The following is a 19,456-nucleotide window of genomic DNA, read 5'->3' as shown; positions in this document are numbered from 1 at the left end:
GTGGAAATTCGGGGCCACGCCGCCGGATGCCGTCACTTCGGCATCCGGCGGCGGGGGCAAGGCCTGGCTAGGAGCCGACCTTGATGGCTTCAACCGACTTGATGGCGGCTTCGCTCATCTTGCTGGAGAGCGGGGCGCTGCCCGAGGAGGTTGCAGCTTCCTTCTGGCCGGCCTCGGAGAGGACGTACTTGCCGAAGCTCTTGACCAGGTCCACGGTGGCCTGATCCTTGTAGCTGGAGCAGAAGATGTGGTACGAAACCAGGATGATCGGGTAGGTGCCCGATTCGGTGGAGTCGCGCTTCAGGTCCAAAGCGATGTCCTGCGCGCCGCGGCCGGTGACCGGGGTTGCGGCTTCGACGGCCTTGGCTGCGGCGTCGGCCGAGATCTTGGTGTATTCCTTGCCGACCTTCACGTTGGCGGTGCCAAGCTTGCCCACGGCCGAGTGGTCGGCGTAGGTGATGGCGCCGACGGTGCCGGTGGTGGTTGCGACAACGCCGGAGGTGCCCTTGGCGTTTTCGCTGGCCAGGTCTGCGGGCCAGTCGCCGCTGACGTCGTAGGTCCAGACGTCCTTGGCGGCCTGCGACAGGTAGTCGACGAAGTTCTCGGTCGTGCCGGACTCGTCATTGCGGTGCACCACGGTGATTGCGGTGTCCGGAAGTTCCACGCCCGGGTTCGCCGCGGCGATGGCCGGGTCGTTCCACTTGGTGATCTCCAGCTTGAAGATCTTGGCGATGGTCGTCGCGTCCATGTTCAGCGACTCGATGCCCGGCAGGTTGAAGGCCACGGCGATCGGGGAAACGTAGGCCGGAACGTCGAATGCGCCCTCGGGGCCGCAGACGCTCTTGGAGGCTTCGATCTCTTCGGTTGCCAGGTAGGCGTCCGAACCGGCAAACTGCGCGCCGCCGGCCAGGAAGGCCTTGCGTCCGGCGCCGGATCCGTCCGGGGAGTACTGGACCATGGTGCCGGCGTTGGCGGCTTCGAAGCCGGCCTTCCAGGCTTCCATGGCCGACTTCTGCGAGGAAGCACCGCTACCGGTGAGCGTTCCGGAAACCGCACCGGCGGTTGCTCCTCCGGTGGAGGCGCTGGTTCCTGCCGTGGCGGTCGGGCTGTCCGAACCACACGCGGTCAGTGCCAGGGCGGCTACGGTAAGGACAGCAGCCGCGCTGCCAATGCGATTGAGCTTCACGAATTTTCCTCTTTCAAATACCTGTCAATGATGGTCCGAATCGTCGTGGTTCGCACCCGTCGATGCACGCGCTGGCACATCGCTTCAATACGAAGTTAGGCCCCGCAGGTAACCAGAGGTTGCGACGAAGGTGAACGGAGGGTGAACAACCCAGGGATAGTTCAGTGATTCGGGTCACTCCCGCCGCGCGAACCGCGGAACTACGGGCCGTGACAGACTGGGGGCATGGGCGTGAAAACTTCGATTGCCACCGGTTGGGGCTTTATCAAGCGTCGCAACCTCGTCGGTATGCGCAGGGCGCGAAGCTCCATGCCGAAAATCATCCAAATGACCCTGTGCGCGATCCTGGCCTACTGGATAGCCGAACGCGTACTGGGGCACGAGGGCCCCATCTTTGCCGCGACCAGCGGCCTGCTCGCGCTGGGCTTCGGCGCCCAGACCACGGTGCGGCGCACCATGGAGGTAGCGATCGGCTGCACGCTCGGCGTGGCCGTCGGCGACCTGCTCCTCACCTTCCTGGGAACCGGCCTCTGGCAGGCCGCCACCGTCCTGTTCCTTTCCCTGACGATCGCCCGCTTCCTGGACTCGGGACCCATCTTCACCACCCAGCTGGGCCTGCAGTCCCTGCTTGTCGTCCTGCTGCCCATCGGCGAGGCCGGTCCGTTCGCCAGGTCGCTGGACGCCGTGGTGGGCTCGGCCTGCGCCCTGTTGATCCTGATGATCCTGCCGCGCGATCCCCGGCGGACACCGATGGCGGACCTCGGCAAGCTCCTCGGCGAACTGTCCGGCGTGCTCCAAGAATGCGGGCGCGCGGTCAGCAACTCCGATTCCACGCTGGCCTTCCACGCCCTGATCCGTGCCCGCGCCACCCAACCGCTCATGGACGCCCTGCCCGGCGCGCTCGACCTGGCCCGGGAGGTCGCCACCCTGGCCCCCGCACACCGGCGGCACCGATCGGACATCGGCAGGCTCGTGGTGACCGCCGAGAAGACGGACCTGGCGGTGAGGAACTCCCGGGTCCTGGCCCGCCGGCTCACCACCGTGATCGACAACGCGGCGTTGAGCGACAGGGGCGTGGAGACGGTTGCCGGCCTGCTGACCGAGCTCTCCGAGGCTGTCGATGCGCTGGGCCACGCGGTCCTTGAGCCCACGGAATCGGGATACTCGCGCGCCATTTCGCGGGCCAAGCGCGAGCTGTCCGATTGCGCGGCCCGGCTGGACCCCAAGTCCCTGCACGTCAGCGGGATGCAGGGAGAAGGCATGGTGTTGCTGCTGCGGCCCCTGGTCGTGGACCTGCTCGAGGCCACGGGAACCCTGCACGAGGATGCGGTGGCGCTGCTCCCCCGCCTCTAGCGAACGGCACGCCTCGCTTGCGCAAACTGTCGGCGCAAGGCACTAGCATCGAGCACATGGCAAAGAGCGCACGCACCAAATCCACTCCGTCCTACCGCTGCGCGGAATGTGGCTGGAGCACGGTCAAGTGGGTGGGCCGCTGCGGCGAATGCCAGGCGTGGGGCACCGTTGAGGAAATGGGAGCCGTCAGCGCCAAGACCACCGTCGCCACCACCATCGCCAGCCCCGCCCAGCCCATCGGCGACATCGACGCCTCGGCCGCCTCCTACCGGCCCTCCGGGGTGGACGAGCTCGACCGGGTCCTGGGCGGAGGTTTCGTGCCCGGCGCCGTGATCCTCCTGGCGGGAGAACCCGGCGTGGGCAAGTCGACCCTCCTGCTCGATGTCGCGGCCCGCGCCGCCCGCGGCAACCGCAAGGTCCTGTACATCACCGGCGAGGAATCGGCCGCACAGGTCAAGGTCCGCGCCGAACGCATCGACGCGATTGCCGAAACGCTCTTCCTGACCGCCGAGACCGACCTGGGCATTGCCCTGGGCCAGATCGAGAAGATCGACCCGGAACTGCTGATCGTCGACTCCGTGCAGACGCTGGCATCGGGCGAGGTCGACGGCACGGCCGGCGGCATCTCCCAGGTCCGCGAGGTAGCGGCCTCCATCATCAACGCGGCCAAGCGCCGGAACATGACCACCGTGCTGGTCGGCCACGTGACCAAGGAAGGCTCGATTGCCGGGCCCCGGCTGCTGGAGCACCTGGTCGATGTGGTGTGCCAGTTCGACGGCGAACGCCATTCCCGCCTGCGCCTGCTGCGGGCCCTGAAAAACCGTTACGGCCCCACCGACGAGGTGGGCTGCTTCGACCTGACAGAAACCGGCATCCACGGGCTGGCCGATCCCTCCGGCCTGTTTGTCACCCGGACCAAGGACCCGGTCCCGGGCACCTGCATCACCGTAACCCTCGAGGGTCGGCGCCCCCTGGTTGCCGAAGTCCAGACGCTGCTCTCCCGCGCGGTGGGCGCGATCCCCCGCCGGGCCACCAGCGGCCTGGACGCGGCCCGCACCCAAATGATCCTTGCCGTGCTGCAATCGCGGGCAAAGATGGAGCTCGGCGGACTGGATTCCTACGTGGCAACCGTCGGCGGGGTCAAGCTCAGCGAGCCGGCAACCGACCTGGCCACGGCGCTTGCGTTGGCTTCCTCGATGCACAACCATCCGTTGCCACCGCAGTTCGTCGCTTTCGGCGAGGTCGGTCTGGCCGGGGAGGTTCGCCCGGTACCGGAAATCGGCAGGCGCATCATCGAGGCCGAACGCCTCGGGTTCCGGTACGCGATGGTTCCGGACTCGCCCCAGCCACCCAAGAACATCCCGGATTCCATCAGGGTCTTCACCGTCTCCTCGGTGCACGAAGCCCTCAACATCGCCTTTGAGCAACGGGTCAAAAACTAGATTTTTGGACACATTGGTAACAAAGCGGTACCGATACCGGGCATTAGCGTTCATTTCCGCATTCACCACCACAGACATGGCCATACCATTGTAATAATCCCCCGGAAGGAAATGGCCATGTCCAAAAGCCCCGAAGATGCACTGCGCACCACCCTGGCGCGGGTTGCCCCGGGCACGGAGTTGCGAGATGGCCTTGAACGCATCCTGCGCGGCCGGACCGGCGCGCTCATCGTCCTGGGCCACGACAAGGTCGTCGATGCGATCTGTTCCGGCGGATTCGATATCAACATCAACTTCACCCCCACCAGCCTTCGCGAACTGGCCAAGATGGATGGGGCAATCGTCTGCGACAAGGACGGCTCACACATCCTTCGCGCAGGCGTCCAGCTGGTCCCGGATCACAGCATTCCCACCCAGGAATCGGGCACCCGCCACCGCACGGCCGAACGCGTTGCCATCCAAACGGGATTCCCCGTGGTCTCCGTATCCCAGTCGATGCACATCATTGCGCTTTACGTCCAGGGCATTCGATACGTCTTGGAAGGCTCCGAGCCGGTACTGGCCCGCGGCAACCAGGCCCTGGCAACGCTCGAACGCTACCGTTCACGCCTTGACCAGGTCACCAATGCGCTCTCGGCGGCCGAGATCGAGGCAGTGGTAACCGTCCGGGACGTTGCGGCGATGCTGCAACGGCAGGAAATGGTTCGGCGCATTTCCGAGGAAATCGCCCAGTACGTTCTTGAGCTCGGAGCCGATGGCCGTCTCCTCGCCCTGCAGCTCGACGAGCTATCCGCCGGGCTCGGACCCGGCTCGGACCTTCTTCTGAAGGACTACTCGTCCCTGGGCAAGGAAGAGCTCGACATCGAGGCTGCCCTGCGCAAATTGCAGCACCTGGACAGCACCGACCTCATCGATCTGGGAAAGATCGCCACGATTCTTGGAGTCACGCCCGGAATCGATTCGCTGGAGGCGGTCGTCGCCCCCAAGGGATACCGCTTGCTCGCCGGCATCAAGTCAGTTCCGCGGGCGGTCGCCGATCGCCTGGTCACAAGCTTCGGCGGCCTGCAACGCCTGATGGCCGCCAACATCGAAGATCTCATGGCGGTTGACGGCATCGGCGAGCAGCGCGCACGCACGGTGCGCGAGGGGCTTTCCCGGATTGCGGAGTCCTCGTTGCTGGACCGCTTCATCTAGCAGCCGCTTCAGGCGCATGCCTGCGGACGGCCTCCGGACTATTTCAGTTCGAAGCCGGCCTTCTCGCTTGTGATGTTCCCGAGTTTTGCGGTGAACCCGTACCAGCCGGGGCGCGGCTTGGCGTTGACGATCTTGCAACCGGGAGCGCTGCGCACCCGTTCCCAAGTGAACCGCGCACTTTCACTGCCACCCGGCTTCATGGTGATGTCGATGTCGCTGGGATCCGCCAGGCAATCGGCTGTTGAAAAGATCCTGTCGGTGCCGCTCATGACGGTAAATTCCTGCTGGCTTGTACCGACATTCACAACGCACTCGGACTTGCCAATGTTCTTGATGGTCATGACGAGCACCGGGTTCTGCGAGGGCCCGTGCGTTGCCTGTGCGGTAGTAGCCAAGACGCTGACGTCACCTTCGGCGCACACCGCGGGTCCGGCGCTTGGCTCCGGCGCGGGGGCGCTGCTTTCCGGCGCCGTCGGGGTGTTGCTCGGCGCCGCGGCCTGCGCTGGATTGCCATCCGCCGCCTTCGGGCGCAGCGACGAGGCAATGGCGATTCCCGCCCACACCAGAAGCACGATCACCAGGAGCCCGGCGATCAGCGCCGCCAGACGACGGCGGCGATACACCTTTGGGGACGGGCGAGTGGAACGGACCTGCTTTTCTGCCATACCTCAAGGCTACGAAGCCATCGCGTTTCGCCACGGCTCCCACGCCGCCCGTTAGAGTAATGTTGTCCCATTTAACTTTCCCGAGGTTCCACGTGCCACACCCGCAATTACCGTTGCTCCACCAGCACATCGCAGACTGGTACTCCACGCATGCCAGGACCCTGCCCTGGCGGGAAGAATCGGCGAGCGCCTGGGGCGTCATGGTCTCCGAATTCATGCTGCAGCAGACCCCCGTGGTCCGGGTCCTGCCGGTCTGGGAGGCATGGATGGAACGCTGGCCGACGCCGGCGGACCTTGCCGCCGAACCGGTGTCGGAGGCCGTCCGCGCCTGGGGCCGGTTGGGCTACCCGCGCCGCGCCCTGCGCCTGCATGCCGCGGCGGTCGTGATTACCGAGCAGCACGGCGGGCAGGTTCCCGGGACCGAAGCGGAACTGCTCGCCCTGCCGGGGGTGGGCACCTACACGGCGGCCGCAATCGCCTGCTTCGCCTTTGGCGTGCCCACGGTGGTCGTTGACACGAACATCCGCCGGGTCCACGCGCGCTTGGTCAGCGGCAAGGCCCTGCCCGAGCAGAACCAGAATGCCGCGGAGCTGGCCCTGGCCGCCCGGCTCATGCCGGAATCGGACCCGGAGAATGCCGCCGGGGTTGCGCTGGCAAACACGTGGAACATCGGTGTCATGGAACTCGGCGCCCTGGTCTGCACCGCGCGTTCGCCGCGCTGCGAGGACTGCCCTGTCATCGACCAATGCGCGTGGATCGCGGCAGGCCGACCGGAACCGCACTATGTTCCCAAGGGCCAGCCATGGCACGGAACCGACCGCCAGGTCCGCGGCGCGATGATGGCCGTGCTGCGCCACTCGCCGGATCCGGTGAACCGCGACGACTTGCTCGGGGCGCCAGACCTGGCAGCCCTGGCAGCCCTGGCAAGCGAACCGCGGATCGCTGTCTCCGCCCGGCAGGGAGACCCCGCCCATGAGGCATGGGTGACCCTGCATGCGCTCCCCGCCCTCGCCGAACAGCGCGAACGGGCACTTGATTCGTTGTTGGCCGACGGGCTCGCACAGCAAGGTGCAACCGGCATCAGCCTGCCGCACTAGATGACGGGCACCGGAGCACGACTCCCAAGCACGTCACTCCCAAGCGGGAGCGAACCACAAACCATTGGGGGCTTGGATCCTACGCTCCCCCTTGCCGGGCCGTCCGGCGCAGGGAAACGAAATCGGTGCTGCGGCGCCCCAGCACAGCGGCAATGCCTTCGACCGCTTCGGGGTCACCGAGACTAGCCACCATGGACTGGGCTTCCCGGTCCATCTGTTCCTCCAGTGGAAGAATGGGAGCGGTACGGCACAGGTCGAGGATCCGGCCGGTGGCGCGTTCCGGGCCTTGTGCCAATTGGCGGCCCATTTCGATGGCAGCGGCCTCCGCACGGCCGGGCTCCGTCAGGGTGGTGACAACGCCGAGTGCGTTCATCCGCTCCGCGGAGACGCGCTCCCCGGTCAGGCAAATCTGGGTCAGCAGCTGGCGCGGCACGGATTCGGCAAGCAGCGCGGTCAGCCCGCCGTCGGGAGTCAACCCCGCCTTGACGTAGGAAGCAGCGAAGAAGGCATTGCGGGCAGCCACCATAAGGTCCCCGGAAAGTGCCAGCGACATGCCCGCTCCGGCGGCCCCGCCTTCCACCGCGGTGATGACGGGCTTCGGGCTTCTCCTGATCTCCCGGATGAGCCCATGCAGCAATTCGAGCCGCGCGCGGCGGGCTTCGGGGGTTATCTCCCTAGTGGCGGCAAGCTGGTTGAGGTTGCCGCCGGAGGAAAAGAAATCCCCTGCACCCGCAATGACCACTGCACCCACGGCAGGGTCGCCGGTTGCCCCGGCCAGCGCTTCGCTGGCCGCCCGGAAGAACTCGGGTCCGATCGAATTGCGCGTGGCGGGGTTGTTGATTGTCAGTACCAAGACCGCGCCTTCGGTGCGGGTCAATATAACATCGGTGGTCATGGGGCCGATTCCTGTCCAAAGTTTGTGTAACGGAGCTGATGGAACTACTCGTCCGCACTCAGTGCTGCGGTGCCGCATGGCGGGGCCGGGCGTACACACTACGTGCTGCGTTGCCGGCGGTACGGTCGCGGGCCGGCGGGCACCGCACGGCCTTGGTTCGATGGTCATGGCCCGGGCAACCAAGCTGCCCCAGCAGGCATGCGGCCTGCAGGCGGGCCGACGCACTGGTGGGGATGCCCACGTCGCAGGCCGCGGCCCGTCGTTCCCTTCTTGCATCGAAAACACCAGCACCGGGCGCAACTCCACCGCTACGGTGCCCGGAGCCACACCCTGCAAACGCGACTGTAACACCGGGCGCGTCAAAGGGGCAGGAATCCAAGTCGGATCCCGCCGCCCATCGTGGGAGGCAAGAGGTCCGTGTAGTCCTGTTGCCACCCTCAAACCGTATGCCAAGCGCGACGAAGCCAGAGCACGGGATCTTGTGCCCTGACTTCGTCGCGATTCTATTGCGTTCCCCGGCCGGCGGGGACCACTGCTTATCGGGCTGCGGTTTGCAGCGACTGCTTGCGGGTGAACGCCGAGATTCCGGTGATGTCGCGACCCACGATCAGTGCCTGCATGGAATCGGTGCCCTCGTAGGTGGAGACGACTTCCATGTCGGTCAGGTGGCGTGCCACGTGGTTCTCCAGCAGCATGCCGTTGCCGGCCATCATGTCGCGGGCCTCCCGGCACATGGCCAAGGCCTTGCGCGAGGTCGTCATCTTGATCAAGGAAGCCATCGGCGCGGTCAGCTCGTCGCGCTCCTGCAGCTCCGCCATGCGGGTGCACATCAGCTGCATGCTGGTCAGGTCCGAAAGCATCGTGGCCAGCTTCTCCTGGACCAGCTGGTAGCTGCCGATGGGCGCCCCGAACTGCTCGCGCTGCAGCGCGTACTTGGCCGCCATCTCGAAGGCCGCCATGCCATGGCCCACGGCCTCCCACGAGGCGCCGCCGCGGGTCGCCTTCAACACGCGGTTGACACCGTCAAAGGATTCGCAGTTTTCCAGGCGGTTCTCGGTCGGGATACGCAGGTTCTCAATGACGATGTCAGCCTGCAGGATGGCACGCTTGCCGATCTTGCCAACGATCGGCGTTGGGTTGTAGCCAGCCGGGTACTCACCCGAGGCCTGGCGTTCCACGATGAAGGCCTTCACGTTTCCGTCGGCCTCGTCGCGGGCGAACACCACAATGACGTCCGCTTCGTGGCCGTTGCCGATCCAGCGCTTGTGGCCATTCAGCACCCAGGTGTTGCCTTCGAGACGCGCCGAGGTTTCCAGGGACACCGAGTCCGAACCGTGGAGCGGCTCGGTCAGTGCGAACGCACCGGTCTTTTCAAGGCGTGCCATGGCCGGCAGCCAGCGCTGGCGCTGTTCCTCGTTGCCCAGCATGTAGATCGAGCCCATGCACAGGTTCGAGTGCACACCCAGGAAGGTGTTGACCGAACCGTCGATGCGGCCCATTTCGCGGGCCACGATTCCTGCCGCCTGGCGGGAGAAGCCGGGGCAGTCGTAGCCCTTGATGAAGGTGCCGATGATTCCAAGATCGCGGAGACCCGGAATGACCTCGCGCGGAAATTCTGCGCGTTCCCAGTAATCGTTGATGATTGGTTCAATGCTTGTCTGGCCAAAGGCACGTACCCGGTCGCGGAGCGCCCGGTCGGCATCGGTGAGATCCGCATCAAGCAAGAAATAGTCCGGGTGGTCAATAACCGAGGTCATGGTCCATACTTTCTTTTCGTTTCCATCGGGATAAGTAGTTACCCGGAAGCCTCAACGGCAAGGGCACCAACGGCAGGAACAGGAGAGGCGGCATGCCTATCAAAACCCGCCGCCCCATACCCCGGGCGTCGGTAACGCCCTGGGCCCTTTCACCCACGGAGAGTTGCCGCAGTGTAGTGCAGACCACACTAACAAGCGTGACGGCCACACGGAACGAGGCCGGCAGCCCCCGGACCGGCATTGGAGCAAGCCCCTGAACGCAACCCTTGACACATCTTGATCCGGCACGAAGGTCACCGGTGGCAGCCTCGCAAGACGCAAAATTCCGCATGATATCCACGAATTATCGTCTCGGGTTCCACTCGGTCCCGTCGTTTCCAGCAGCCCGGATTGACGGTGCGCAGGCCCCGGCACGGGCCTTGGCCCGAGCGCTTCAGCCAATCACCGTGATAGGTGCGGCCCCATGCCCTGAGGAAGGCTCTCTTCGTGCACGGTCGGTTCAGCCGGCATTGGCAGGCCCGTACTTAAATAACGCACGCCACCCCGGCGCCAGCCAACAGCGCATCACCGCCAGTTTCAACGCTCACTGGCTCACGCCCCGGCCGCAGCGCCGGGGCGTAGGCGACTCCACCTATCGCGGCTATAGCGGGCAAAAGCTACCGGACGAGAGTCTTGTTGGGCTAGCGTCCTGCCTGTGAGCGTTCTCTACTTGGTCCGGCACGGACAAGCATCTTTCGGCACCGAGGACTATGACCGCCTGTCGCCCCGCGGCAAGGACCAGAGTCAGTCCCTCGGCACCTTCCTGATGCGGGCCGGGACCACCCCGACCAGCATCACCAGCGGCGACATGAAGCGCCAGCGCCAGACGGCCCAGGGGCTCATCGAGGCCGCCGGCTGGGACACGAAGCTCGACATCGACCCGGGCTGGGACGAATTCAACGCCTCCGCGGTAATCGGCGCCTATCCCACGGACGACCCGAGCGCCAAGAGCGATTCACGGGCCTTCCAGCGCCTGCTCGAAAAGGCCTCAACCCGCTGGGCATCCGGCGACCACGACGCCGACTACCTCGAAACGTTCACCGCATTCACCGACCGGGTCGACGGCGCCCTCGACAGGGCCGTCGACGGGCTCGGATCCGGGCAGAGCGCGGTCGTGGTCTCGAGCTCCGGCGTCATCGCCTGGGCCGCGGCCCGGCTGCTGAACGGCGGATTCGAGCAATGGCTCGCGCTGAACCGGGTCACCGTGAATTCCGGCGTCACCAAGATCGTCTCCGGCGCCTCCGGGAAGACGATGGTGACGTTCAACGACCACGGCCACCTTCCCAGCTCCTGGATCACCTACCGCTAGGGCGGCCAGGGAACAAGCTTTCACTTCACCCCCGACACAAGGAACAGGTTTCACCATGACTGAACAAAAGCGCACGGCAATCGTCACCGGTGCCGGACGAGGCATCGGCGCCGACATTGCGCGCCGCCTTGCTTCCGACGGATTCAACGTCGCGGCGATCGACCTCGACCAGAAGGGCCTCGACGCCCTCACCAGCGACCTGCGCGCCCAGGGCCACTCGGCCATCGGCATCGTCGCCGACATCTCCGACGAGGCAGCGGTCGACGCGGCCGTCGCCCGCACCGCAGACGAACTGGGTGCACCCACCGTCGTGGTCAACAATGCAGGCATCATCCGTGACAACCTGCTCTTCAAGATGTCGGTCTCAGACTGGGACCTGGTCATGAACGTGCACCTGCGCGGCTCCTTCCTGATGGCGCGCGCCGCCCAGAAGCACATGGTCGAGGCCAAGTGGGGGCGCATCGTGAACCTCTCGAGCACCTCGGCGCTGGGCAACCGCGGCCAGGCCAACTACTCGGCCGCCAAGGCCGGCATGCAGGGCTTCACCAAGACCCTTGCCCTGGAGCTTGGCCCGTTCGGCGTCACGGCCAACGCGATCGCCCCGGGCTTCATCGAAACCGACATGACGGCCTCCACCGCCGAGCGCATGGGCATCACCTTCGAGGAGTTCACGGCCAAGGCCGCCGCCGCGATCCCGGTGCGCCGCACCGGGAAGCCCGCGGACATCGCCAATGCCGTGTCCTTCTTCGCCTCCGAGAACGCCGGGTTCGTTTCCGGCCAGGTGCTGTACGTGGCGGGTGGCCCGAAGGCATGAGGATCTTCAACGGCATCGACGACTTCGCACAGCTTGTGGGTGAGGAAATCGGCGTCACCGAATGGCGCACCATCACCCAGGAAGACATCGACGCGTTCGCCAAGGTGACCAACGACCACCAGTGGATCCACGTCGACACCGAGCGTGCCGCCACCGGCCCGTTCGGCACCACGCTGGTCCACGGCTACCTGACGCTCTCGCTGGTCTCCGGATTCATGTTCAACACGTACCGCATCGACGGGCTGTCCATGGGCGTAAACTACGGATCAAACAAGGTCCGCTACCCGGCCCCAGTTTTGGTCGGCTCGCGCGTGCGCGGCCGGGTCAAACTGGTGTCCGTCGAGCGCGAGGACAAGTGGGCCCAGTCGACCGTCCAGGTCACCGTCGAGCAGGAATTCAACGGGGAAGCGAAGAAGCCCGGCTGTGTCGCCGAGGTCGTCTCCCGGCTCTACGAGGCCCCTGCCGCTTAGTCCACGGCAGGATCGCTCGCCCCTCGCTGCCCCGCATACTCCGTAGAACCCTCTTCCCGAAGGAGAACCACCATGCCCAGAGCAGCCATCGTCGCCACCGCCCGCACCCCGATCGGCAAGGCGCACCGCGGGGCCTTCAACAACACCTCGGCACCTGAGCTGGCCGGGCATGCGATTGCCGCGGCACTGGCCAAGACCGGAATCGACCCGTCGCTGGTGGAGGACGTCGTCATGGGTGCGGCCGTGCAACAGGGCACGCAAAGCTTCAACGTCGCCCGCCAGGGCGCGCTGCGCGCCGGCCTGCCGGTGACGGTTCCCGGGCAGACCATCGACAGGCAGTGCTCCTCCGGCCTGATGGCGGTCGCCACGGCGGCCAAGCAGATCCTTTTCGATTCCATGGATGTGGCAATCGGCGGCGGCGTCGAATCCATTTCGCTGGTGCAGAACGAGCACTACAACAAGTACCGGATCCGTGATTCCTGGCTCGAGGCCAACATCCCCGGCACCTACCTGCCGATGTTGCGCACCGCCGAGCTCGTGGCCGAACGCTATGGCGTCAGCCGCGAGGCGCAGGATGCGATGGCTGCGGCGTCCCAGCAGCGGGCCGCAAGCGCCCAGGCGAGCGGCAGGTTCGACGACGAGATCGCGCCGATCTGGGTGACGACGCTGAAGACCGACAAGGATAGCGGCGAAGTCAGCGAAACCGAGCAACTCGTCTCCCAGGATGAGGGCGTGCGCGCCGGAACCACGTTCGAAACGCTCTCGGGCCTCCGCACGGTCCTGAAGCCCGGTGAATTCACGGCGAATCCCACCGTGACGGCGGGCAACGCCTCGCAGCTGTCCGACGGGGCCTCGGCGAACGTCCTGATGAACAGCGACTACGCCGCGTCCCTGGGCCTGGCTCCGCTTGGCTACTACTGCGGCATCGCCGTGACCGGGTGCGAACCCGACGAGATGGGGATCGGTCCCGTCACGGCCATCCCCCGGCTCCTGAAGAACCACGGGCTCACCGTTGACGACATCGGGATCTGGGAACTGAACGAGGCCTTCGCCTCCCAGGCGGTCTACTGCCGGGACTTCCTGGGGATCGACCCGGAGAAGATGAATGTCAACGGCGGCGCGATCGCCCTGGGGCACCCGTACGGGATGACGGGATCGCGGGCCGTGGGCAGCGCGCTGCTCGAGGCCCGGCGCCGCGATGCGCAGTTCGTGGTGGTTTCGATGTGTGTGGGCGGCGGCATGGGAGCCGCGGGCCTCTTCGAGGTCGCGCGCTAAGCGGGCTCGCCAAACACCGCGGAAACGACTGCGGGCGGTTCCCCCGGGCATCATACCGGGGGAACCGCCCGCAGTCGTTTTCAACCCGCTATTGCAGCGGGGAGAACTCCGCCGGGGCCAGCCGCTTCACCAACGTGGAGAGCGGTGCCGGGCAGTCGGCCGGACGCGTGGCCCCGGCCCCGGCGGCCGCGACGGCCCGCGCGCGGTGTTCCTCGTCGGGGTGCGCCCAGATCTGGACGATCCCGTTGGTCTGCCCGAACTCCAGGCGCCCGGCCAGCACGAGCGAATCATGCTTGCTGCGCTCCTGGATCGCGTTCGACCAGGCATCTCCGGCGGCGCGCAGGTCCGCGACCCTGAAGTAGTCGTAGCGGATCTCAAAGACCGGCCCGACTGCAGCGGGCACCGGTTCCTCGACGAAGTCGAACGGGATGACCAGTTCCACCATCATGCGGTCGACGAATCCGCCCGTTGCCGGCGGCCAGTTCGGGTGTTGGGCGGCGAGCGCGCGCCGCTCGGTGCGCTCGGCCTGGTCCTGGTAGGGCCACACGTGGATCACTTCGCTCTGCGGCTGGTCCGTGGTGCGCCAGAAGCCGGCCAGCTGCGAGAACTCGGCACGGTCGACGTACCCGAAGCCGAACCGCCGCTCGAACTCCGGCACGTTCTCCGAATCCACCTGGTAGGAACGGATTTCGTAAATCATTGGCATTTCCTTCTCGTGTTGGTCGAACGGGTTCTCGGTGTCGGGGCTGCTCAACCGCGAAGGCTCGGCAGCCCGTCCAGCGCGGCGACGCCGGCGCCGGCGCATTCTTCGTCCTGCTCGCCGGTGCCGCCACCCACGCCGCAGGCACCGACCAGGATGCCGTCGCTGAAGATCGGGACGGCGCCCTTGGCGTAGAAGATGTGCCCGCCCTCGGCCTGGGCGATGCCGGACATGATCGGCGAGGCGGCACGCTCGGCAAGCAGGCCGCTGGGCTTGGCGAAGCCGGCGGAGGCGACGGCCTTGCCCTGCGAGCCATAGCCGGCGCCCCAGTGCCCGCCGTCCATCCGCCCGAAGGCGAGGAGCCGGCCGCCGGCGTCACAGACCGAGACGCTGATCCTGATGTCCAATTCCGTGGCCTTGTCGATGGCGCTTGCAATGACGAGGTTTGCCTGTGCGAGGGTGAGTGTCATGACCTGTCTTTCGGGTGGTTTCGGAAAAAGGGGTTTCTGAAGTCGCGGACGGGCTAGGGAATGGCCCGGAACATGGACAGCGAGGCGTTGGAGGTGTGCGGCCTGATCTTCGAGGCCCATTCGCCCTGTGCGGATGCGGCCCTCCACTCCGGGGTCTGCGGCAGGTCCGGGGAATCGACGCGGTAGACCGTTGCGTAGCGCTGCACGCCCGCGTTCGGCCGTTCCAGGACGTAGCGCTGGACGCCCAGGACACCCGGGACCTTGGCGATGAATGGAACGTGCTCGTCGTTGTAGATGCGGTTGAACTCGTCGTCGAGCTCCTCCGGGATGTCCAGCTGGACGAGCCACATGTACTCGGTGTTTTCCTTCACGTGCCTTACCTTTCGACGGCCGCCGTGGCCGCGGGCGCGACGGCCCGGCACTTCGGTGCAGGCCGTTGCCCCGCGTCGGCGGCATTCTTTATGGGTCGCCCGTTGCTGGATGTCCAACGGGCGAGGTCAAGGGGTGATGCTCAACAGGAAGTGTTCAATTGTTTGCGCTCCGGCGCATCCCGCGGTCGGCGCGGGTGCGGGAAGGGTTCAGGACGAGCGGAGCGAGAACACGTTGGCCGGTGCCTCGGCGTAGGCGTGGTCGCGCGGCATGCGGTCTGCCATCGCGAGGGCGTAGGGTGCGCCCTCCAGCAGCTGCTCGAGCAGGCGCCCGTCCAGGTCGAGGCCGGCCCGGCCGGCCGCCGCAAGGCACGCCTCGCGCAGCGCCGGGTCGACGTCCCCCAGGGTTCCCGCGGTCGATGTCGGTTCCTCGACCGGCGGCGCAGCGGCGCCGGCGGCCAGTTCGGGATGCCTCAGGTGCCACCCCGTGGCCATCTGGTACGCGTGGCCGATGCGCAGGACCGTCGCCTCGCCGAATGGCCGGCCGAGGATCTGCATGCCCAGCGGGAGCCCGCCGGAACCGAATCCGTTGGGCAGCGCGAGGACCGGCTGGCCGGTGACGTTGGCGGCGGTGAAGTGGTTGGAATGCTTCCAGAAGGCCAGTGGGTCGTGCGCGGAGAAGGTCGGGGCCTCCCCCGAGCAGATGGTGATGAAGGCGTCGAAGCGCTGGTACAGAGGCTGCATCTCGGCGATGGCGCGCTGGTGTTCGCGCCCGGCCCGGATGAGGTCGTTGGCCGTGAACAGCACGGCCGGCAGCATGCGGCCCAGGATGTCGTCGCCGAAGTGGTCCGGGCGCGCGATCAGCTCCGGCTGGTGCACGTTGAGCACCTCGGTTTCGGCGATAATCGTCTTGATGTCGCCGTAGCTTTGCATCGGCCGGATCCGGCAGTCCTCCAGCGTGGCGCCGAGTTCCTCCAGCACGCCCATGGCAACTTCCATGGCCCGGCGCTCATCAGTGCTTGCCGCGACCTCTTCCTCCCAGTTGTGCCGCAGCACCCCGATCCGCAGGCCGCGCAGGTCCCCGGTTAGGGCGCCGACGTAGTCGGGGATCCCGCGGGCCACGCTGGCGGGGTCCGCCGGGTCGTGGCCCGCGATTTCCTGGAGCAGGATCGCGCAGTCCTTGGCGGTCCGCGCCATGGGGCCGCTGCGGTCGAAGGTGTGCGAGTGGGGAATCACCCCGGAGCGGCCGACCAGCCCGGGGGTCGGCATCAGGCCGGTGATGCCGCAGCGCGATGCGGGAACGCGGATCGAGCCGCCGGTGTCGGTGCCGATGCTTGCCGGCACCATGCCCGCGGCGATCGCCGCGGCCGAGCCGCTCGAGGAGCCTCCCGTGACGCGGGTCGGGTCCCAGGGGTTTCGCGGCGGCGGCCAGGGAAGGTCGAACGACGGTCCGCCATGGGCAAACTCGAAAAGCGCCAGCTTGCCCATCAGCAGTGCGCCGGCATCCTGCAGCTTCCGGGTCACCGCGGCGTCCCGGGCCGGCACGTTGTCCGCCAGCACCCGGGAATGCGCGGTGGTCGGGATGCCCGCGGTGTTGATGCAGTCCTTGAGCGCAAAGGGGATGCCGTGCAGCGGACCCCGGTAGCGGCCGGCCGCGATCTCGTCGGACGCCTTGCGTGCCCCGTCGAGCGCATGCTCGAAGGTCCGGGTGACATACGCCTGAACCTGCCCGTCGACGGCCTCGGCGCGGGCGACCAGCACCTCGACGTACTCGACCGGGGAGAGCCGACGCGAGCCGATGAGCTCCCCCGCTTGCGCCAGTGTCAGTTGGTGGAGCCCGGTGGTTTCAACGGAAGCGGTCATGCGTCAAGCTCCTTGGTGTTCGTTGTGAATCACGGTGCACACCCCCGCCGGCATCGAGGGGTCCCTCCCCGATGCCGGCGTGCACACACCTAAGGGATCTACCTAGGCGAGCGTCAGGCGCAGCGGGACACTGGCAATGCCGCGCAGCGTGTTGTTGTGCTGGCGTCCGATCGGTGCGGCAAGCTCGATGCTCTTCACACGCGGGATCAGCTTCTCCAGCAGGGATGCCGCCTGCAGGCGTGCCGCATGCTGGCCCACGCACTGGTGCATGCCCATGCCGAAGGACAGGTGCCCGGACGGGTCGCGCGAGAGATCGAACTTGTCCGGGTTTTCCCAGCGGCGCGGGTCGCGGTTTGCCGCGGCGAAGCACAGCAGGACGCGGCTCTCGGCGGGGATGGTGGTTCCCCCGAAGTTCACCTCCGTGGTGGTCTTGCGGAAGATCTGCTGCACCGGGGATTCCCAGCGCAACGACTCGTCGAAGGCCACGCGCGCCAACCCCGGGTTGGCGCGCAGCGCCTCCCACTGCTCGGGGTGGGTTGCCAAGGCGTAGAGCAGGCCCGAGATGCCGTAGACAGTTGTGTCAACGCCGGCCGAAAGCAGCGAGCGGGTCAGCAGCGGTGCGTGTTCGTGCAGGATCTCGCCGCGGTCGGCGGCGGCCCAGATGTCAGCGCCGAAGCCCTCGGGCTTCAGGTTCTCGCGCTGGCACTTGGCCGTGGCCCATTCCTGAAGCTCAGCTGCACGGCATTCGCCCTTCTTGACCAGGTCGTTGGTCGGGCCCAGCGAGTTGAACACGTGGTCGGCGTACGGGACCAGGTTCTCGCGGCCCGTCTCGTCGATGCCGGAAGCGTCGGGGAAGAAGTTCACCGGGAAGACCGAGCCGATTTGGCCGTGGCCGTCGATTTCGATCTGCTGGCCGGAGGTGGTGCCCTGCAGGATCTCGTCGATCAGCGTTCCTGCACGTTCCAGGCAGTTGTCCTTCATGGCGCGCAGCGCACGCGAGGAGAGGATTTCCTGGAGCACCTCGCGCGGGGCGTCGTGTTCCGGCGGGTCCATCTGCAGCAGGCCGCGGGCGCGCCACGGCTCGTTGAGGCCTACGCCGGAACCGGAGGAAAGACCCTGCCAGTTGGCCACGGCGCTTGAGAGCTCCGCGTACCCGCCCATGGCGTGGACGTTGTACTTGGACAGGAAGACGACCGGTCCGGCTTCGCGCATGCGTTCCTGGAACGGCACCGGGTTTTCCAGGATTTCCGGGGAGAACGGATCGTCGTCAAGGACGGGGATGGTCCCGTGGTTCACCGGGCATTGGGTGGGGGCAGTCATTGGGGGTATCTCCTAAAGATCCAGGACGAGTTTGTCGGTGATGGAACGCGAGACACAGACAAACATCCGGTCGTTCTTCGCGCGTTCGCCGTCGTTGAGCAGCGAGTCGCGGTGCTCGGGGGTTCCGCGCAGGACTGAGACCTCGCAGGTGCCGCAGACTCCCTCCATGCAGGAGGCAAGCACCGGAACCCCCGCATTGCCCAGGGCCGACAGGACGGTTTCATTGCTGCCGACCGTGACGCACTTCTTGGAGCGGACCAGTTCAAGCTCGAACGGCTCGGTGCGCACCGGTGGCGGCTGGGTGGCCGGCACGAAGCGCTCGAAGCGCACCGCCCACTTGGGCCACTCGGAGGCCGCCCCGGCCACGGCGTTGAGCAGCGGCTCCGGGCCGCAGCAGTACACGCGGCCGTTCTCGATCGGTTCGTTGAGGAAGGAAAGGTTCAGGTGGCCGAGTTCGTCCTGTGGCCAGACGGTGACGCGGTCGCCGTACTGGGCCAGCTCGTCCAGGAAGGCCATCGAGGCGCGCGTCCGGCCGCCGTAGTGCAGGTGCCAGTCGATGCCCAGCTTCTCGGCCGCGGCGATCATGGTCATGATCGGGGTGATCCCGATGCCGCCGGCGATGAATTCGTAGCGGGTGCCCTGGGTGAGCAGGAAGTTGTTGCGCGGGGTGCCCACGGTGATCATGTCACCGACGGCGAGCACGTCGTGGATGTAGTGCGATCCGCCGCGTGAGTTCGGTTCGCGCAGCACGGCGACCTCGTAGGCTTGTGCGTCCCAGCGGTCCCCGCACAGCGAGTAGTGGCGCGAGAGCGCCCCTTGGTCCTCGGTGGGGAGAACGAGTTCGATGTGGGAGCCGGGCGTCCAGTCGGGGACGCGGGCGTTGTTTGGTTCTTCGAGCCTCAGCCGCACGACACCGTCGGCGAGGACGTCTTTCCGCGCCACCCTCAAGGACTGGATTCCCGGGCGGCCGACAGCGGGTTTGGTGGTCGGCGAGGCATCGACCGGGAGCGAAGCGGCTGTAGTAGGCATGGTTCGATCATGCGTGCTGGCGGGTGCTGTAAGCAATCTCACATGACTTATCGAGGTGATAGCCTCGCTGCAGTCGACGTTTGCTTGACAGCGAACCGCGGCTGTTTTTGACGCAAAAACGTCCCCGTGTACCGCGTATGCGGTACACGGGGACGTTGGTCCTGCCGGGGCGTTGGCGCGGGCTTGTTACGGGCCCGCGGGGCCCGGGCT

The 19,456-nt window shown here is 66.6% G+C and carries 18 protein-coding genes; 8 read left to right on the top strand and 10 right to left on the bottom strand.

The features are described from left to right. Positions 1–67: 67 nt before the first annotated feature. Positions 68–1,186: a phosphate ABC transporter substrate-binding protein PstS gene (gene pstS, locus ACFY5D_RS12310; RefSeq protein ID WP_387529934.1), complete on the bottom strand. Its 1,119-nt coding sequence runs from the start codon at positions 1,184–1,186 to the stop codon at positions 68–70. Between the two features lie 225 nt (positions 1,187–1,411). On the opposite strand from pstS, the gene ACFY5D_RS12305 reads away from it, so the two are divergent. The 3 genes from ACFY5D_RS12305 to disA all read left to right on the top strand — a co-directional run bounded on the left by ACFY5D_RS12305 (position 1,412) and on the right by disA (position 5,175). Next, complete coding sequence (locus ACFY5D_RS12305; RefSeq protein WP_387529931.1) at positions 1,412–2,539, top strand: aromatic acid exporter family protein; 1,128 nt, start codon at positions 1,412–1,414, stop codon at positions 2,537–2,539. Positions 2,540–2,595: 56 nt separating this feature from the next. Further along, positions 2,596–3,981, top strand: a complete 1,386-nt coding sequence (radA, locus tag ACFY5D_RS12300; RefSeq protein WP_387529928.1) for a DNA repair protein RadA — start codon at positions 2,596–2,598, stop codon at positions 3,979–3,981. Between the two features lie 117 nt (positions 3,982–4,098). Next, the gene (gene disA, locus ACFY5D_RS12295; RefSeq protein WP_387529925.1) at positions 4,099–5,175 is read left to right on the top strand and encodes a DNA integrity scanning diadenylate cyclase DisA; all 1,077 of its coding nucleotides are present in this window, start codon (positions 4,099–4,101) and stop codon (positions 5,173–5,175) included. 38 nt (positions 5,176–5,213) lie between these two features. On the opposite strand, the gene ACFY5D_RS12290 is transcribed toward disA, so the two are convergent. Further along, on the bottom strand, positions 5,214–5,840 hold the full coding sequence (locus ACFY5D_RS12290) for a hypothetical protein (RefSeq protein ID WP_387529922.1): 627 nt from the start codon (positions 5,838–5,840) through the stop codon (positions 5,214–5,216). A gap of 59 nt (positions 5,841–5,899) precedes the next feature. On the opposite strand from ACFY5D_RS12290, the gene ACFY5D_RS12285 reads away from it, so the two are divergent. Continuing rightward, positions 5,900–6,937 (top strand): A/G-specific adenine glycosylase, encoded by a 1,038-nt coding sequence (locus ACFY5D_RS12285; protein WP_387529919.1) that lies wholly within the window; start codon positions 5,900–5,902, stop codon positions 6,935–6,937. A 79-nt stretch (positions 6,938–7,016) separates the two neighbouring features. Here ACFY5D_RS12285 and ACFY5D_RS12280 read toward each other — a convergent pair whose 3' ends face one another. Both ACFY5D_RS12280 and ACFY5D_RS12275 read right to left on the bottom strand, forming a co-directional pair. Continuing rightward, positions 7,017–7,832 (bottom strand): oxepin-CoA hydrolase, alternative type, encoded by an 816-nt coding sequence (locus ACFY5D_RS12280; protein WP_387529916.1) that lies wholly within the window; start codon positions 7,830–7,832, stop codon positions 7,017–7,019. A 536-nt stretch (positions 7,833–8,368) separates the two neighbouring features. Continuing rightward, positions 8,369–9,589 (bottom strand): acyl-CoA dehydrogenase family protein, encoded by a 1,221-nt coding sequence (locus tag ACFY5D_RS12275; RefSeq protein WP_387529913.1) that lies wholly within the window; start codon positions 9,587–9,589, stop codon positions 8,369–8,371. A 694-nt stretch (positions 9,590–10,283) separates the two neighbouring features. Here ACFY5D_RS12275 and ACFY5D_RS12270 point away from each other — a divergent pair. From ACFY5D_RS12270 to ACFY5D_RS12255, 4 genes are all read left to right on the top strand, one after another. Further along, positions 10,284–10,937 carry a histidine phosphatase family protein gene (locus tag ACFY5D_RS12270; RefSeq protein WP_387529911.1) on the top strand — a complete coding sequence of 218 codons (654 nt, stop codon included), beginning with the start codon at positions 10,284–10,286 and terminating at the stop codon, positions 10,935–10,937. Between the two features lie 55 nt (positions 10,938–10,992). Beyond that, positions 10,993–11,751 (top strand): 3-oxoacyl-ACP reductase FabG, encoded by a 759-nt coding sequence (gene fabG / locus ACFY5D_RS12265; RefSeq protein WP_387529908.1) that lies wholly within the window; start codon positions 10,993–10,995, stop codon positions 11,749–11,751. Further along, positions 11,748–12,221, top strand: coding sequence for a MaoC family dehydratase (locus ACFY5D_RS12260; RefSeq protein ID WP_387529905.1), 474 nt, complete (start codon positions 11,748–11,750; stop codon positions 12,219–12,221). Before fabG ends, ACFY5D_RS12260 begins: the two co-directional genes overlap by 4 nt. A gap of 72 nt (positions 12,222–12,293) precedes the next feature. Beyond that, entirely contained in the window at positions 12,294–13,496 is a 1,203-nt protein-coding gene (locus ACFY5D_RS12255) for an acetyl-CoA C-acyltransferase (RefSeq protein ID WP_387529902.1), read from the top strand. 88 nt (positions 13,497–13,584) lie between these two features. Here the strand turns inward: ACFY5D_RS12255 and ACFY5D_RS12250 are convergent, their stop codons facing one another. The 6 genes from ACFY5D_RS12250 to ACFY5D_RS12225 all read right to left on the bottom strand — a co-directional run bounded on the left by ACFY5D_RS12250 (position 13,585) and on the right by ACFY5D_RS12225 (position 19,246). Next, the gene (locus ACFY5D_RS12250) at positions 13,585–14,196 is read right to left on the bottom strand and encodes an NIPSNAP family protein (RefSeq protein ID WP_387529899.1); all 612 of its coding nucleotides are present in this window, start codon (positions 14,194–14,196) and stop codon (positions 13,585–13,587) included. A 50-nt stretch (positions 14,197–14,246) separates the two neighbouring features. Beyond that, positions 14,247–14,666: a heme-binding protein gene (locus tag ACFY5D_RS12245; RefSeq protein ID WP_387529896.1), complete on the bottom strand. Its 420-nt coding sequence runs from the start codon at positions 14,664–14,666 to the stop codon at positions 14,247–14,249. Positions 14,667–14,719: 53 nt separating this feature from the next. Continuing rightward, the gene (locus ACFY5D_RS12240) at positions 14,720–15,037 is read right to left on the bottom strand and encodes an EthD domain-containing protein (RefSeq protein WP_387529893.1); all 318 of its coding nucleotides are present in this window, start codon (positions 15,035–15,037) and stop codon (positions 14,720–14,722) included. A 207-nt stretch (positions 15,038–15,244) separates the two neighbouring features. Continuing rightward, positions 15,245–16,897, bottom strand: a complete 1,653-nt coding sequence (locus tag ACFY5D_RS12235; RefSeq protein ID WP_387529891.1) for an amidase — start codon at positions 16,895–16,897, stop codon at positions 15,245–15,247. 102 nt (positions 16,898–16,999) lie between these two features. Beyond that, positions 17,000–18,217: a cytochrome P450 gene (locus ACFY5D_RS12230; RefSeq protein WP_387529888.1), complete on the bottom strand. Its 1,218-nt coding sequence runs from the start codon at positions 18,215–18,217 to the stop codon at positions 17,000–17,002. 12 nt (positions 18,218–18,229) lie between these two features. Continuing rightward, the gene (locus ACFY5D_RS12225) at positions 18,230–19,246 is read right to left on the bottom strand and encodes a PDR/VanB family oxidoreductase (RefSeq protein ID WP_387529885.1); all 1,017 of its coding nucleotides are present in this window, start codon (positions 19,244–19,246) and stop codon (positions 18,230–18,232) included. Positions 19,247–19,456 lie beyond the last annotated feature (210 nt).

This window comes from Paeniglutamicibacter sp. NPDC012692, from assembly GCF_042901625.1.
GTDB lineage: Bacteria > Actinomycetota > Actinomycetes > Actinomycetales > Micrococcaceae > Paeniglutamicibacter.
The sequence above is the reverse complement of the archived record's forward strand: the minus strand, read 5'-3'. Positions and strand labels throughout refer to the sequence as shown.